The following is a 16,454-nucleotide window of genomic DNA, read 5'->3' as shown; positions in this document are numbered from 1 at the left end:
GGATCAACTTACTGCAGATGAAACATCCCGCCATCGCCCCTTGTATAGGAAAACCGTATTGCACAAGCGTGTTTCATACTGCATCCATGCATTACCGAACGAGATACAAAAAGTGATCACCTAGGCTTCAAATAATGTGCCTGCACGGCCCCCATTGCCATGCCTGCTGTATCCGGCCCCCGCCTATCTGGCCAGAACAGTAACCCAATAGCGCGTTCTTTGGGCGATGCGCACAGGCAGGTTCTGTGCAATCAACGCCAGTGCAGCATCAGTGTCATCCAGTGAAAGGGCTCCGGAAACACGCAAACCACCAACAGCCCGATCGCACTGCAAAAAGCCTGGGCGGTAGCGCGCCAACTCCGCAACTACTGCGTCAAGCCGCATGTCTTTTGCCATCAACATGCCGTTTTGCCACAACGTGCTTTGCACATCGGCCAACACTGGCGCCTGTGCACTGGCCTGTGTAAAGTCGAGTTGCTGTTGTGCATGCAGCAGTTGGGTGGTGCCTTGGCGTACAGTCACCTGAACAGCATGCTCCCAAACCGCAACGCGTGTGGTCTCATCATCCAGAATGCGCACGCTAAAGCGCGTGCCCAAAGCCTGTATGGTGCCTTGTGCTGTTTCAATTAAAAAAGGGCGCGACTGTGGCATGGGCGCTTGTCTGTGTGGTGCAAGGGCTGCCGCATCTGCATGCGTGGTAACCAAGATTTCACCTGCAAGCAACTGCAATCTTCGCTCTTTCGGGCTGAACGCTACATTAACGGCCGAGCCCGTATTGAGCACCAATAGTGATCCATCGGGCAGCATTTGCGTGTGGCGTTGCCCTGTTGAAGTGGCCACATCGGCACGCCACTGTTGCCAAGATGAACTCCGCCATGCCACCCATGAAGCCGGGGCAGCCAGCATCAAGGCACCAAGCAATTGCAGGTTTCGCCTGCGTGCTTGCTGCGACTTTCTTTGTGTTTCTGCCACCAGCGTTTTCAGTGCCTGCTGTGCGACAGAAGGAGCCTGCCCAGTCATCGGTGGACACCCGGGCTCTGCATGCGCTCGCACACCATTGTCACTGTTCGCAGTAGTGCCAGCGGCATCACATCCAACAGCAGAATCTTCTTGCAGCACCTCAAAAATTTGGCGCACTTTCAATGCTTTTTGCCAGGCGTTGGCATGCGTATCGCTTTGTGCCAACCATTGCTCAAACGCCAATTGATCTGACGCCGCAGGCGTGTCGTAATGCAAGCGCAGCAACCACTGCGCAGCTTCGTGCAATACATTGGCTTGTTGTGCAGCAGCGTCTGAATGTGAGGCCATCACTCACCGCTTTCATCAACGGCCAGCATGCACGCAACCAAGGCTTTGTGAATATGCCGCCGCACAGTAACAGCAGCCATGCCGGTGCGTTGAGCAATTTGCGCCAGCGTCAGACCATCCAGCTGGGCCAGTAAAAAGACCTCACGTGTACGCTGCGGCATTGCAGCCAGCAAGGCATCAATACGCGCCAGCGCCTCAATCACGATCAAACGCTCCTCGGGTGATGGCGCCAGCGCTGCAGGCTGGTGAGCCAAAGCCTCCAGGTAGGCGCGCTCGACTTCTTGTCGTCGCCAATGGTCTACAACCAAGCCTTTGGCAATCGTCGTTAGCAAAGCCTTTGGTTCGTGGCCTGAGTAATCGCGTCGCGCCAAAAACAACCGCAAAAATGTATCCTGCGTCAAATCTGCAGCGAGAAATGCATCCCCAATGCGATGGTGCAACCAAGTGCGCAACCATCGGTGGTGGCTTGCATAAAGGAGATCAACGTTGGCTTGCACGGGATGAACAGAAAATCGGCAATTATAGATACAAACCATTCTCATTAACAAAATTACCGATATACTGCGACCCGTTTGCTCACTTCCTATTCGCCTTCAACGTATTGCCATTAGCGATCTTGCAGGTTGCCTCTCTATGCAAGCCGCCAGTCAACTCAATACCACGTCACTGATTCATGCCCTCGTGCGCCACTATGATGGTTTGGTGGAATCACTACGTCGCCAATACTGGCGAAGCCCGCACAGTTGCGGCCTGTCGGCGGAGGACATCGCTCGCGAAGCAGTGCATGAAGTCTGCCTTCAATTGTTGCGCGAAGAACCCGGTTTGAGTGATGTGCGTATTCCCTTGGCATTTTTACGCACCCTGACTCAACGCCGTGCAATTGATGTGCTGCGCCGCGAACACACTTGGCGCAAGCCATTAGTTCCTGCAGACGATACCGAGCAATACCTCACCATTGCAGCTGCTGCGTCCGCGCAACCTGAAGCCCGTCTGCAAGCCACACAACAACTGCAGCAATTGGCCTGCGCAATTGAAGCGCTGCCTCCGCGCTGCCGTGACGCCTTCGAGCTCTGCCGTATCCACGGCTGGAGTCAACAAGCCGCAGCAGACCATCTGGCAATGTCTGTGCGCACTGTTGAGCGACACGTTCGGGTGGCCCTGGCGTGCTGCCGCATCGCCATGGCCGACGTTTGGGGCACCGTTTAAAAGCACGAGCGCTTCATTGCAACCACTGACCATTGCGACCATCGCTTCTCAAACTGGCCATGCGCACCCAACATCCTGACCCCGCTGCGCACCAGCCCGCAGAGCATGGCCAAAGCGCCAACGAACCTATTCAAAGCAATAGCGCACCACCAACCGAATCGGCGTCCGCATTGAACTCTGCACAGGTAGAAACTGTCTTGGCTACACATCAGGCACAGTTGCAGGAACTCTTTCCCATCCCAGCTGCGCGCCGTAAGTCTCCATCAGCACGCAGCATCGGTGCCAGTAGTGCGCTGGTCGCTCTGCTTGTGGCAGGAGTATGGTGGCTCAACCCCACCTACCGCACCGAACAATGGTCCACCACAGTCGGTCAAGTCATGCACGTCCCTCTGGCCGATGGCAGCCAACTCACACTCGATACCGCCAGCAGCATGCGCATGCAATGGCGCCTGCGTTCGCGCCAAGCCACCCTTGAAAAAGGACGTGCCCACATTGAGGCGGCCCACGCCACATGGCGCCCCCTTACCGTAACCTCTGGCACAGTGCAAGTGAGGGTTGTGGGTACGCAGTTTGACGTATGGCGCCAAACGGCCCAAACCGTGGTCAATGTGCAAGAAGGCATCGTTGATGTGAGCAACGCCAACGCCACTCAGCAAGGCATGCCTGCGATCCGCCTGACTGCAGGCCAAACAGTCAGCATTGCAGTTGATTTGCCTGCGTATGTTTGGCCAACACTGCAGCCCCAAATCCAACACAACCAAAGCAACGCCAGCGCTTGGCAGCACAGCCAGCTTGTGTTTGACAACACCCCTTTACAGCAAGCCATTGCCGAGATCCAGCGCTACCATGCTAGCCCCATTCGCCTACTCAACGCACCGCTGACTGGGCAAGCCTCAAGCCTGCGGGTATCAGGCGTCTTCAATAGCAGCAATACAGACGAACTGCTCACTCAACTTGGGCAAATTCTTCCCCTACAAGTGCTGCGTCAACCAGATGGCAGCGTAGACATTCACACCGCCCCCACACAACACCCTAGACCGTAACCACACGCAAGCCACTTCTGCGCCATGCGGGGAAACACATCTCCCTCCCCCACAACCATGCACGCTGGCCGCTTGCGCCCCTTTTTTTGCGAATCCAAAAAAGAAATTGAAAAACAAACACTTAGCGCAGCCACTACAATAAGGGTAGTGCAGGCCCTCATCAAAAAAGTTCTTTAAAAATCAAAGTATTTTCACACTATTGGCCTAGTGCTCTGCCGCATAGGCAGCTCAGAAAAGCTTGTTGCTGGGGGCGATGACTGGCAGACGGTGCTCTGCCGCATAGGCAGCTCAGAAAAGCGAGGATCTTTTGCCGGCCAGCACGGATTGGTGCTCTGCCGCATAGGCAGCTCAGAAAGTGTGCTGTGGGGTGTTGCAGCGCTCGATGATGTGCTCTGCCGCATAGGCATCTTTGCACTCCAGTTTCATTTCGTTTCAATTTTAGAAAATATCTCTAGGGGATTCCTTGCACGGGGTTCGACATAGGTTCTGACCACTTTCGTTTATTGATCGTTGTGAATGGCCATGCTGTTCAAGGAGCCTTTGATGCCACTGCATTTTTCATCTGAATCCCCCCCTCAAACCACTTGCACAACGCCACCACTTGGGCGCAGCGCTTTCACACGGCTAGCTGTCGCTGTTGCCGCTTGCGGTGCGTGCATGCTCTGCCCGAACGTTTTGGCGCAAACCAGCGCTAAGGCAACGGCGGCGGCCAACATCACACTGCATGTTCCTGCTCAAGCGTTGGGGCCAGCGTTGAATACGTTGGCACAACAAGCGGGGGCGCAAGTGCTGTTTGCAGCACATTTGACTGAAGGCAAGTTTGCGCCTGCATTGCAAGGCAATTTTTCGTTAGAACAGGCCTTGAGTCGCCTGCTCGAAGGCAGCGGTTTGGTAGCCAAGCGCAGCGGCAATGCTTGGCAAATCCAACCCTCAGGAAAGCAGACTGGGGCCAACGAAGCGTCATTACCAGAAGTGACGGTAACCGCATCAGCCCACTCCAGTGGCACTACTGAAGGAACTGGAAGTTATGGCAGCCGCGCCGCAACGATCGGCAAGTCTGAACAAGCGCTTAAAGAGATTCCTCAATCCGTCACAGTCGTCACACGCCAGCGGCTTGACGATCAGAACCTGAACTCCATCAGTGAGGTGATGGAGAACACTACAGGCATCATGATTAGCGAAGTGGCTGATGGTGGACGCAATTATTCTGCACGTGGCTTCAAAATCGCGAACGTGCAATACGACGGTTTGCCACTCTCACGCGGTTACTACGGTGTGGGCAATAGCTTTAGCGGCAGTACCGCGCATTTGGACCGTGTTGAAGTATTGCGCGGTGCGCAAGGCCTGTTTGAAGGTGCGGGGTCGCCCTCAGGCTCGATCAATCTGGTACGCAAGCGCCCAACCGTTGAAAAGCAGGTTCTGTTGGAGGCGCGCGCAAGATCTTGGGGCCACTATGGGGGCATGCTCGATGCCGGTAGCGCACTGAACACCGATGGCAGCTTGCGGGCCCGCGCAGTGCTGGACTATGACGCCAAGGATTCCTTTATCGATGTTGTCGATGAGAAAAACACCAACGCCTACCTGGCGGTGGACTATGACCTCACGAGTGACACCACGCTGGGTGCCGGAGTGCTGATTGCACGCGTACGTTCGACCCCGTTTTTTGGTGGTTTGCCACGCTATAGCGATGGCCGTTCGCTGGATTTACCGCGCTCGACTTTTCTAGGGGCTAACTGGAACCGCTGGGACCGTGATGAAACACAGTTTTTTGCCGATGTGGCCCAGCGCATCAATGCCGATTGGCAGCTCAAAGTCGCAGCAGCCTATGTACGAGAAACCAGCCTGACTACCGTGATGGACAGCACTGGCGCTGTGGATCCAATCACGTTAAACGGAGCTGTTGGAAACGCATGGAACTACGACAAGTCTTCACGCCACATGGGCTTGGATGCCCACATCAATGGCCGTTTTGACCTATTGGGAATGAATCAGCAATTGACGGCAGGCGTGAGCCTGTCGCGCTTGCGCAGCAACGACCGCATTGCCTACGCCTATGGCTTGGGCGACATTGATGTGTTCAATCCCAATCCTGATGTGGCATTGCCATCCGAATTCCCTGATACACAACGCCAATCGCGTTATGCGCCGCATACCCAGAAAGGGGTTTACGCTCAACTGCGCAGCGAAATTACCCCTCGCCTGACATTGGTCAGCGGTGGGCGCATCAGCTGGTTTGAAAGCCTGTTCACAACCCAAGCCACTACGTGGTACAGCGCAAGCAATGCCAAGAAGAGTGGGGAGTTCACCCCATTTTTAGGGGTGGTATACGCGCTAACCCCCCAGTGGTCAACCTATGCCAGTTATGCCGATGTCTTTCAACCGCAAACCACCACAGCGCAAGACGGCAGCGTGCTCAAACCCATTGTGGGGGCCAACTACGAAGCCGGTATCAAGGGTGAACTGCTGGATGGGCGCCTGAACGCATCCCTGGCCTTGTACCGCATTGATCAAACCAACCGCGCCATTGAAGACCGGGATGCCGGGCGCGTTTGCGATGGCGGCTATTGCTACCGTGCCGCTGGCAAAGTACGCAGCCAAGGGGTAGAAGCCGAACTGCATGGCGCGCTGACACCCCATTGGCAAATCTCGGCCGGTTACACCTACAACCGCAACAAGTATGTGCGAGACCCTGCCAACGCAGGCCAAACCTTCAACGAAGATACACCTCGTCATTTGCTACGCGTATGGAGTGATTACCGGCTGCCCGGTGAGTGGAATGGTGTGAGTTTTGGAGCAGGAGTGAGTGCACAAAGTGCCATGGCCAACAGCATCTCCGGCGTACGCAGACCTGCATACAGCATATGGAACAGTCGCATTGCATACGACTTCAACCGCCAATGGTCGCTGGCACTTTCTATCAACAACATCTTTGATAAAACCTATTACGAATACGCCAGCTATATTGAAAACCGCAACAACTACGGCACACCCCGCAACGCCTTGTTGACTTTACGAGGCAAGTTCTAAATCTCTGCCATCGCTGTTGTTGCAAGAGAGTAAAAAAGGGTCAATTGAAAATCTATAATGCGAATTGTTTTCACCCTCATTTTCCTCTCTTGCCATGTCTGCTGTAGCTACCGATATTGCGAGTCTGTACGTCGACCACCACCACTGGTTGCAACAGTGGCTGCGACGCCGTTTGGGCAATGCATTTGATGCCGCAGATATTGCCCACGACACCTACCTGCGTTTGATGGTGGCTGAAACCACGCCCCCGATTCAGGAACCACGTCGTTATTTGTGCCGGATTGCCAATGGGCTAGCGATCGACTTGGTGCGCAGGCGCCAGATTGAATCGGCCTACCTTGACGCTTTGGCCGCACGCCCAGCAGCGTTTGCCCCATCTGAAGAGGAAAGAGCCATCGCCATCCAGGCGCTGCTGGAGGTGGACATGATTTTGAACAAACTCTCGCCCAAGGCACGCAGCGCTTTATTGATGTTCAGGCTAGATGGCAAAAGCTACCGCGATATTGCGAAAACCTTACAGGTGAGTGTGTCATCGGTTGAAAAATACATTGCCCAAGGCATGGCCGCTTGCTTGCGTGCGGCGCACATAGGCTGAGCGCCGCGGCGCGCCGCCAAAACTCTCTTGCACGGCCCCCATTGCCGCAATCTGCATGCAGCCCCTGTCCATGGTTAGCACACAGGTGCTGACTGTATGATGAATGCCATTGCGACAGCCCTCTTTTGTCGCGTTTTTGTCGCGTTTTTCTCAACCCACAGCACTATTTATGTTTTCCTCTGCGCCGCCCACACAAGCAGCCCCTCTTGAAGATCGGGTCATTGAGCGCGCAGGGCAATGGTGGGCGCGCACCATGGCCGATGATGCATCTCCCGCAGATACCGAGGCCTGTGCAGCTTGGCGTGCAGAACACCCTGACCATGAGCGCGCATGGCAAGCACTACAAGTGCTGGACAGTCGATTCATGCGGCTTCCAGAGATCGTCCCCGCCGGTATCGCCCAGCAGGTTCTCAGCGAAGCGCAACGCACCTCCCTCCCACACTCCAACCCCAAGCGGCTGGAAGCACGAACACGCAGACAACTGCTCGGTTTTGTCATTCTGGCCCCCAGCGTGATGGGCATAGCGTACGTTGGACAACGCAGCCAAACATGGCAAACCGCTTGGGCGGACTTGCGCACCAGCACTGGAGAAATCCGCACGGAAGTGCTCAGCGATGGCACCCAGCTCGTGCTTGATAGTGCCTCCGCAGTCGATGTGGCCTACAGCGGCACTGAGCGGCGTATTGTGCTGCGCACAGGGCAGGTGATGGTCACGTCTGCGCCCGATGCACAACTGCCCGCAAGGCCGCTACTTGTCCAGACCCTGCACGGCAGCGCAACCGCTATGGGCACGCGTTTTTCCGTGGCTTTGCGAAAAGACAATACATGCTTGGAAGTTTTTGAAGGCGCTGTACTGGTTAAACCCAGTGAAGCCCCGTTCACCACCATGCAGATTGATGCAGGCCAAGGTGCACGCTTTGGCACCAAACAGATTGGCTCACCCCGCCCCGTTGAGACTAGCGCCCAGAGCTGGACCCAAGGTCAGTTGTCGGTCTCTGATATGCGCTTGGCCGATGTTGTGCGACGACTGGCACGTTACCGCAACGGCATCTTGCGTTGCGACCCCGCCATCGCAGATTTACGCGTCACCGGGGTATTTCCCCTGCGGGACTCCGAGCGTGCGCTGCACAACCTGACCTTGGGCCTGCCCGTTCGGCTGCAATACCTCACCCGCTACTGGGTCACACTGGTGCCGCGCTAAACCCGCTTGCGGCCTATACACAACACAAATCGTGCTTTGTGTTCAGTCAAAGCGGTAACTACACAACATTAAACTTAAATAAAAATAATTCACATTTAGAATACTGTTTTTTAAAATTGCACGGTTGCCGTTGCTGCACCCTTTCAACGTACCTGCTTTTGCCATGAAGGCTGTCACGCCCCCTACTCTTGCGGCTGATCCGTTGACCAGTCTGTATCTCGACCACCAAGCGTGGTTGCTGGACTGGTTGCGCCGCAAAACACGCAATGTGCACCATGCGCAAGACCTGACGCAAGACACGTTTTGCCGCCTGCTGTCCATCAGCCCACAAGAACTGCGTAACCTGCGCCAGCCCCGTGCATTGCTGGTCACCACCGCTTCGCGCCTGTTGATTGACCATAGCCGCCGCAAAGCACTCGAAACCGCCTATCTGGCTGAGCTAGAAGCGCTGAGCAGCCACGCCCATGCCCCTTCCACAGAGGCACGTGTGCAGACGTTGGAATTGCTGGGGTTGCTCGCCCGCATGCTCGATGGCTTGCCTGATAAACCGCGCCGGGCATTTTTGCTGTGCCGCTTCGATGGCATGGACTACGCGCAAATTGCAGAGGAACTGGACGTTTCAAAAAGCATGGTCAAACAATACATTGCCAAAGTCATGGTGCATTGCTACACCTTGGTGCATGGCACTGCCAACTAGATGGCCAGCGACACCACAATCGAGCAGCAAAGCGCACCAGCTCCCCATTCCTGCGTTGAGCAAGCCGCTTGGTGGCTCACCCAACAGCAATCTGGCGAGGCATGGACTGCTGCACAACAAACCGCATTCGACCAGTGGCTCCAAAGTAAAACAGAGCATGCCCACGCCTATGCACGCATGCAACAACTTTGGGTTGGGTTTGACAACGCCAACACGCCAGCTGCTCGCACCGCACTGCAAGCAGGCCTGCATGCCGCAGACCACCGCCGCCAAACGCTGCAACGCAGCAAGCGGGCTTTGGGGGGAACGACTGCTGCTGCCCTGCTGAGTGTGCTGACATGGTGGACTTGGCACACCGAAGCAGCGCAATACCGTTTAGCCGATTACCGCAGCGGCATTGGCCAAATCACCACCGTCGAGCTGCCAGACCACAGCCAAATCACACTCGGCAGTAACAGTGCCTTCAATGTGCGCTTTGACACAAACCAGCGCCGCATTGAGCTGGTGCGCGGTGATGTGTTGGTGCATGTAGCACCTACCCTAACCAACGCTGGTGCCACTACAACGCGGCCCTTCATCGTGCAAACGCCCAACGCCACCGCGCAAGCCATGGGCACCATCTATGCCGTACGCTACCGAGCCCAAAGCGACAGTGCCTTGTGGCCAGCACAAGGCGCCAGCACCCAAGTCTCGGTGCTCGAATCAACCGTCAAGGCCTGCCTGCCCCATGTATCCTCGCCAACAAACCCTGCGCCATGCGCAGTGGTGCAGGCAGGGCAAAGCACACACATTGATGCACAAGGCGTGCACCCCGTGCTCCACACAGCAACCCCTGACGCAGCCAGCACACCGGCATGGGCCAGAGGGCAGCTGCTGGCCGACAACCTCAGTCTTGTACAGGTTTTGCATGAGCTGGAACGCAACCGCCCAGGTTACTTGTGGTTTGACGAAAAATCGCTCGCTGGCATTCGCGTCTCAGGTGTGTTCGACTTGATTGATACCGAGCGCAGCCTGCGCGCACTGCAGGAAAGCACTGATGTCTATGTGCAGCACAGCACGCCATGGACCACACAAGTGATGCGCAGGCAACCATAACGGCATGCCACCATGCACAGAGAGTTGATGTTGCCGTATTGAAGTTGCAATAAATCAAGAAAAAAACACACAAGGCACTGTCCCTGTGTTGATCTGGCTCGTCATACCGATGGAAACCCAAAGGCCAAGCCACGCCTTGATGCACCAGCACCTTTTACGGGTGCCAGCACCAACGCACCCCACCAGCCAAGCCTCCACCACAGCACTCTCAGCTTGAGCGAGACCATCCATGCATCCATTTTCTGACCGCACGTCCCGTCCTCCCATGCGCCACCGCGCAGTCGCTGTTGCCGTACTGGCAGCAGTCACGTGGGCATGTGCCAGCTCTCCAGCCTTGGCGCAAACCTCTACTGCAGCAACTGATGCGGCCAGTGCCAGCCGCCAATACCAAATTGGGCAAGGCAGCCTGACTGAGGTACTGAACCAGTTTGCACAGGCCAGCGGCGCCATATTGACCTTTGACCCGGCCTTGACCCAAGGTCTGAACAGCAACGGTTTGAGCGGGGACTACACCGTGCAGCGTGGCTTTGAGGCCTTGCTGCTGCCGCACAATCTGCAAGCAGTACGCAACAGCAGTGGCAGCTACGGCATGCGCCGCGTGAACGACTACCCCACCCCAGCCAGCAGCGCTGCCGCCACAGGCCAGGCGCTGCAAGAAGTGGTGGTGACTGGGAATGTAAAGGCAGACTCCACCTCTGAAGGTACAGGCAGCTACGGCGTTCGCGCAGCTGCGACTGCCACCAAACTGGACTTGTCGCTGCGCGAGACCCCGCAATCGGTTACCGTCGTCACACGCCAGCAACTCGATGACATGGGCGCCCAAACGCTTACGGATGTAATGGGACAAGTCACCGGCGTGGTGGTCACCGCCAATGACACCGAGCGGGTAAGCTACATGTCACGAGGCTACGCCATCAACACATTCCAGATTGATGGCGTCAATACCAGCTACAACAACGGTTATGTTCGATTGTCGAGCGATCCTGCGGTATACGACCGTATGGAAGTGCTGCGCGGGGCAGCAGGGCAAACACTTGGTGCGGGCGATCCAGGTGGGACTGTGAACCAAGTGCGCAAACGCCCAACCGCCGAATTTGCTGGATATGCAAGTGCTACGCTGGGGAGCTGGAATAGCCGCCGTGGAGAGATTGATCTGGGTGGCCCATTGGCATTGAATGGCCATGTGCGTGGCCGCATGGTGGCAGTGAAGCAGAAATCAGATTCGTTCCGCGATTGGTACACCAGCGATAAAGAGGTGTTTTACGGTGTCTTGGAAGCCGATCTTGGAGATAGCACTATCGTTTCGTTGGGTTATGACTACCAGCGACCAGAAAATTCCGGCGTGACCTGGGGCACGATTCCTTACTGGTTATCTGATGGATCGCTGGCCAATATGCCGCGTTCGTTCAACCCGGCCGCGCGCTGGAGCCAATGGAACGTGCAGCAAAAGCAAACCTTCTTACGCCTAGAACACCAGTTCAATGACGACTGGCGCGCCAAAGTCACCTATACCGATGACGATCAGAAAGTCTACGGTCACCGCTGGTTTGGTGGTGCCGGCTACTTCCCGAATCCCGATGGGACAGGCAAAACAGCGTGGGATGGTGGTGGAAACAACTACGGCAAAGCCAAATCTTGGGATTTGGATGTGAATGGCCGTTTCCAGCTGCTGGGCCGCGAACATCTGGTCAATGTCGGCTATCACCGTGAACGCTATCGCAACAGCTCACCAGCCGGTATCGACCACCGCCCTGATGACTACACATGGGAAGTGCCAGATTGGCGCAACTGGGACGGCATCGTCCCTGAATATTCACGTGAATACCTTGGGTACGACAGCTCTTACAAAATCGGGCGCCAGTCCGCCTTCTACGTGTCTGCCAAACTGAGTTTGACGAACCGTATCAGCGCATTGGTAGGCGGACGCTACAGCGATTGGTCAGAAGACAGCTACAGCTATCTGGCAAATAGTGGCGGTTACAGTCGCACGGGCTATTCCATCGACAACGTATGGACGCCTTACGCTGCTGTGATGGTGGACCTTACCAAAAACCTCACTGCATACGGCAGCTACACCGATATTTTCAAGCCACAAAACCGCCGAAACTTTGAAGGTAAATACATTGATCCTGTCAACGGCAAGCATTATGAATTGGGGCTCAAAGGCGAATTCTTTGATGGAGCGCTAAATACCAGCGCAGCTATTTTCCGAAGCCGTAAAGACAATGAAGCAGAGATCGATGACAGTGGTCAGCTGCCTGATGGAGCTTACGACCCCAGCAAACCGCCAGAGGGCTACAACGGTAGCGGTTATATGTACATCCCCGGCACGGAAGAGTTAGCCTATCGCAGCACGGGCAAAGGCAACAAAGTCAATGGTTTTGAATTTGAGGCTCAAGGCGCGATCACCCCTAACTGGAACCTCTCTGCAGGTTGGACTCGTGCTGTTGCTAAAAACAACGCAGGCGATACGATCAATGCTTATTTGCCCAAAAATACATTCCGTTTACGCACCAGCTATCGCTTGCCAGGCGCATGGAGTAACTTGCGTGTTGGCGGCGGTGTGACATGGCAAAGCCAAACTTGGGCGGACGTGAGCGGGGTACCGACGGGACAAACCGACGCCAGCGGCAAAGCCATCACAGAAAAACGTCGTATCACGCAAGCAGCTTATTACTTGGTCAATCTTTCTGCCAATTACCAAGTCAATAAACAGCTCTCCGTCAGCATGAACGTCAACAACCTGTTTGATAAGTCTTACTACCAACGTGTGGGCTTTTACAGCGGCGTGATGTATGGATCACCACGCGACTGGCGTTTGAACGTACGTTATACGTTCTAAACCATTCACACCATCACCCAATAAAAAAGGGCTTGCTAGGCATTACGCCGCAAGCCCTTTTCCATGGTGTCAGCAATCACCGCACTGGCAACCGAGTGCTGGCGGTGTACACAAGGAAGATAAGCGTCAACTTAACGCTGCACGCGCTGGCGCTGCGCCTGACGCTGGCTGCGCAAACCGAAGGCTGACAACAGGGCCGACAAACCCAGCAAGCCCAGCACCCCCGTTGTGGGCACAGGGGTTGCGTTGGCCGGTGATGGCGCCCCAGCCACTACAGCGACTCCACCCGGATCACGAATCACACCGTTGGCATCCAGGTCGTTGTCACCCACTTGACCGTCTTGCAAGCGCAAGCGCACGGTATTGCCGCTGATGGTCGCATTGGGGTATTCATACCAATGCGGCTCAGCCTGTTCAGGTGTAGGGCCAAACTTGTAATACGTGGCGCCACTCGGCAAGGATTCTGGGTAAGTCAACACCACCTCAGCAGTTGCCCCCGCAGTGCCTGCATCCAACTGGAAACTGACTGCGCCATACGGCAAGCTCACGCCTTCAGGCAACTCTCCAGCCTCCTGCAGGCTAGGTGCAGCGGCATCATCAAAACGCCACAACCCATTGCCACCACCACTGACGGCCAACTCCAACGTGCCCGTCTGGCCTATGCTGCTGAGCGGCAGTTGCACGGGCTGGGCCTCAAATGCAAACTGCACCGTGCAATGTGTGCCTGGATTGGCAGGCACATTGTTCAGCGTGTATTCGGTGTAGTCGGCATTCCACTGACCAGCACTACACGTGCCATCAGGTAGCGCTTGCACAACCCGGTAACCTGGCTGCGGCTGCACGCCACACACGGCGCTGTTGCCTTGCCCTGCGGAGCAAGAGACATCACCACCACTTGGCGTAGTGATAGAAACATCCACCCCTACAACAGGCTTGCCAGCACGGAAGGTCACCGGAGCGCCAAAAATCACATAACTGTTGGTGCTGTCCATGTTGTATCGGTAACCTGGCAACAACGTGGCGGTGCCTGCCCCCTCAAAGCGCAAGCGGCCATTGCTCCCCATGATAGGCTCGGCATTGCCTTCCAGATATACCCACGTATTGGCATCAGCCGTGCTTTGCTCCCCCACTTGGCTGGTTAACGTGACAGGCACGGTCACATCCGTAGCAAACTCAACGTCCTGAACCGCATTTGCAGCGAGCACTGCAACAGGAAAGTCCTTCGCCCAATACGCGTCATCGACCGTGATGCCGTGCATCCCCCAGCTGTAGAGCTTATAAAAATCGCTTTGATCCCGCACAGTCCAGGGCCAGAACGTAGTGCCGCGGTGTTTGGCCGCTTCAATCGTGGCTTGCTTCAAGTTGCCATAGCTGGGGTTGAATGTGGAGGCGTACTGCTGGGTATCACGCAGAATCTGGTTGACATCCTGCGTAGAATTGCCCGTATTCGGTGGATCAGTCAGCAACCCCCCAGAAACGCCAGGTAAGTCGACACGAGCACGGTTGAGCTGATCGCCAATAAAAGAAATCATCGCCGACTGGTTGTGCATGTCGTTTTGTTCAATGAGTTTTTTCAAGGCAGGAACGATCTTGGCATTCCCGCTCTTAAGCTCAATGAAATGGGTGATGGGCTTGTCTTTAAAGGCATCGAAATACTCTTGCAGCGTGGGTACTTGGTAATTGCCGCCTTTGGTTCTGAGCGCTTTGACTTGCGCCAGAGTCATTTCTTCAATCTTGCCTTGACCATCGGTGGTACGGTTCACCGTGTCGTCATGCATGATGACCAGCACACCGTCGGTGGTGATGTAGATGTCGTTTTCCACCGCATCGGCACCGGCCTGCACAGCCGCATGGGCACTTTCAAGGGTGTTTTCATCGGTGGTGCCTGGCATCCCGCGGTGGCCAACCACAATCGGTTTACGCAGCAGCGTGTTCTTGGGCAACTGCCCTAAAACGCGTGCGAATTCGCTGGAATGAGCCGTCACGACCCCATTGACCCCGGTCAGCAACACATTCGCGACCTCCACTGGCGTATTAGCATCACTTTGGCCCCAAACCGTTACCAGCAAACGCTGTAAGTGAGCGACCTTGGCTTTGCTCAGCAGGCTCGCAGGCAAGATGGCAATCTTGGCACCCGCGCGGTTGGTCTGGTCGACCACATGCACAATGTCGGCATCGCTATCCAGGCGGCTGAGGCTGGAGAGGTCAAGTGCTGCGCGCAACTCAGGCAAGCTGGTGCGCGCGCCAGCCAGCACCTCAACACTGCTGGAAATAAGCGTCAAATCCTTGAGCGTCATCAGTTCGCTTTCGGCCATAGCTTTCAAGGCCGCCACTGTAGCCGTATCGCTCACATACAGAGCGGGAATGGTGTTGCGGCTGGCATCGCGCAAATAATCAATCAGCGCGCCAGCAGGCCGCCCCAAACCATCCGTCAGTTGCATGTCTTGCGACAGCTTAAAGTATGCATTACTGGCCCGGCTTTGCTGAACGCCGGAAAAACCGCCCAAGTCGACCAACGTAGGCGCCATGGAAACGGAAGTCGCTGGTTCTTGGGCATCAATTACAGGTATCACAGGCTCAGGCAGTGCTTTGGTTTGTTTAGTCACAGTGATGTGGTCCACACGCATCAACACGCCAGCCGTTTGCAGGCCAATGCCTCCTTTACCAGTATTGGGCTTCATCACCATTTCATGCAGCAATTTACCATTGAGGTACTGTTGCACACGCTCACCATGCACAATCACCGTGGCACGGTACGTTTTGGCCGGGTCAATGTTCTCGCTGTACTTCACCTTATTTTGGACATTCCAACCGTTGTTGTTGCGGAACGCGAATTCGGTACCATTTGCAGCAGTAGCATCACGCCGAATTGCAAATTGGTAGTAGGGCTCTGCAGATGCAGCCGTTCTGTACATCACACTGCCCCAGCGGCCTCCGTCGTTGGCCTCCAAAAAAGTGAAATCGACATCGACTCGGTAGTTCTCCATTTCCAAATACTCAGGCGGCAAGGCAACGCCTGTCATGTTGTAGGAGTCAGCCTTGCCGTTAATCAGTAAAGCGCCATCTTTCACAGAGACGGTGCCTTTGTTACTGGCATGTCTAAGCCATCCTTCTGGCAACTCTGTCAAGCCCTCAAAGCTTTGATCCAGGATGACTTCGGATGTGACATCCGCTTTATTGAAGAGACTAGACGAAGGCACAGCATCGGCTTGCGCCTGACCAAACGCATAAGAAAAAACAGGTGTCGCCAAGCCGATAGCCAAAGTTGCGGCCACGGCCAATGGGGTTCTGAGCAAAGTCATACAGGATTACCTCGTTGGAAAAGGCCGCAGTATTCCCGCATGATTTGTCAATTTATTGATAGTTAAATGACCAATTCAAGGCACTCTCACGCAAATTTTTTAGCGCCACAGGAACTCGCCAATCTCAAAGTGGATACT

General features: G+C 55.4%; 11 protein-coding genes. 8 read left to right on the top strand and 3 right to left on the bottom strand.

Annotation, left to right across the window (positions count from 1 at the left end):
- Positions 1-183 precede the first annotated feature (183 nt).
- The gene (locus tag E9531_RS00600; RefSeq protein ID WP_136571798.1) at positions 184-1,308 is read right to left on the bottom strand and encodes a FecR domain-containing protein; all 1,125 of its coding nucleotides are present in this window, start codon (positions 1,306-1,308) and stop codon (positions 184-186) included.
- The gene (locus tag E9531_RS00595) at positions 1,308-1,805 is read right to left on the bottom strand and encodes a sigma-70 family RNA polymerase sigma factor (RefSeq protein ID WP_342210838.1); all 498 of its coding nucleotides are present in this window, start codon (positions 1,803-1,805) and stop codon (positions 1,308-1,310) included. The genes E9531_RS00600 and E9531_RS00595 overlap by 1 nt, the downstream gene beginning before the upstream one ends.
- Before the next feature lie 136 nt (positions 1,806-1,941).
- Between E9531_RS00595 and E9531_RS00590 the strand changes: the two genes are divergently transcribed.
- The 8 genes from E9531_RS00590 (at position 1,942) to E9531_RS00555 (ending at position 13,014) form a co-directional block, all read left to right on the top strand.
- Entirely contained in the window at positions 1,942-2,514 is a 573-nt protein-coding gene (locus tag E9531_RS00590; RefSeq protein ID WP_136571796.1) for an RNA polymerase sigma factor, read from the top strand.
- A gap of 59 nt (positions 2,515-2,573) precedes the next feature.
- Entirely contained in the window at positions 2,574-3,557 is a 984-nt protein-coding gene (locus tag E9531_RS00585) for a FecR family protein (protein WP_136571795.1), read from the top strand.
- 543 nt (positions 3,558-4,100) lie between these two features.
- The gene (locus E9531_RS00580; protein WP_244609922.1) at positions 4,101-6,584 is read left to right on the top strand and encodes a TonB-dependent siderophore receptor; all 2,484 of its coding nucleotides are present in this window, start codon (positions 4,101-4,103) and stop codon (positions 6,582-6,584) included.
- Positions 6,585-6,678: 94 nt separating this feature from the next.
- Positions 6,679-7,179, top strand: a complete 501-nt coding sequence (locus E9531_RS00575) for a sigma-70 family RNA polymerase sigma factor (RefSeq protein WP_136571794.1) — start codon at positions 6,679-6,681, stop codon at positions 7,177-7,179.
- Positions 7,180-7,348: 169 nt separating this feature from the next.
- Positions 7,349-8,380: a FecR domain-containing protein gene (locus tag E9531_RS00570; protein WP_158291687.1), complete on the top strand. Its 1,032-nt coding sequence runs from the start codon at positions 7,349-7,351 to the stop codon at positions 8,378-8,380.
- A gap of 124 nt (positions 8,381-8,504) precedes the next feature.
- Positions 8,505-9,077: a sigma-70 family RNA polymerase sigma factor gene (locus tag E9531_RS00565; RefSeq protein WP_244609921.1), complete on the top strand. Its 573-nt coding sequence runs from the start codon at positions 8,505-8,507 to the stop codon at positions 9,075-9,077.
- The gene (locus E9531_RS00560) at positions 9,078-10,172 is read left to right on the top strand and encodes a FecR family protein (RefSeq protein WP_136571791.1); all 1,095 of its coding nucleotides are present in this window, start codon (positions 9,078-9,080) and stop codon (positions 10,170-10,172) included.
- Positions 10,173-10,401: 229 nt separating this feature from the next.
- Entirely contained in the window at positions 10,402-13,014 is a 2,613-nt protein-coding gene (locus tag E9531_RS00555) for a TonB-dependent siderophore receptor (RefSeq protein WP_136571790.1), read from the top strand.
- Between the two features lie 131 nt (positions 13,015-13,145).
- Here the strand turns inward: E9531_RS00555 and E9531_RS00550 are convergent, their stop codons facing one another.
- Entirely contained in the window at positions 13,146-16,316 is a 3,171-nt protein-coding gene (locus E9531_RS00550; RefSeq protein ID WP_136571789.1) for a glycerophosphodiester phosphodiesterase family protein, read from the bottom strand.
- Between the last annotated feature and the right edge of the window lie 138 nt (positions 16,317-16,454).

The organism is Lampropedia puyangensis (assembly GCF_004833285.1).
GTDB classification, from domain to species: domain Bacteria; phylum Pseudomonadota; class Gammaproteobacteria; order Burkholderiales; family Burkholderiaceae_C; genus Lampropedia; species Lampropedia puyangensis.
Note: the sequence above shows the minus strand (reverse complement) of the source record. Positions and strands in the feature narration are given on the sequence as shown.

Coding starts and splice junctions, on each gene's coding strand:
- E9531_RS00560 (WP_136571791.1), top strand. CDS start 9,078: ATGGCCAGCGACACCACAATCGAGCAGCAAAGCGCACCAGCTCCCCAT.
- E9531_RS00550 (WP_136571789.1), bottom strand. CDS start 16,316: ATGACTTTGCTCAGAACCCCATTGGCCGTGGCCGCAACTTTGGCTATC.
- E9531_RS00575 (WP_136571794.1), top strand. CDS start 6,679: ATGTCTGCTGTAGCTACCGATATTGCGAGTCTGTACGTCGACCACCAC.
- E9531_RS00580 (WP_244609922.1), top strand. CDS start 4,101: ATGCCACTGCATTTTTCATCTGAATCCCCCCCTCAAACCACTTGCACA.
- E9531_RS00585 (WP_136571795.1), top strand. CDS start 2,574: ATGCGCACCCAACATCCTGACCCCGCTGCGCACCAGCCCGCAGAGCAT.
- E9531_RS00555 (WP_136571790.1), top strand. CDS start 10,402: ATGCATCCATTTTCTGACCGCACGTCCCGTCCTCCCATGCGCCACCGC.
- E9531_RS00570 (WP_158291687.1), top strand. CDS start 7,349: ATGTTTTCCTCTGCGCCGCCCACACAAGCAGCCCCTCTTGAAGATCGG.
- E9531_RS00590 (WP_136571796.1), top strand. CDS start 1,942: ATGCAAGCCGCCAGTCAACTCAATACCACGTCACTGATTCATGCCCTC.
- E9531_RS00600 (WP_136571798.1), bottom strand. CDS start 1,308: ATGGCCTCACATTCAGACGCTGCTGCACAACAAGCCAATGTATTGCAC.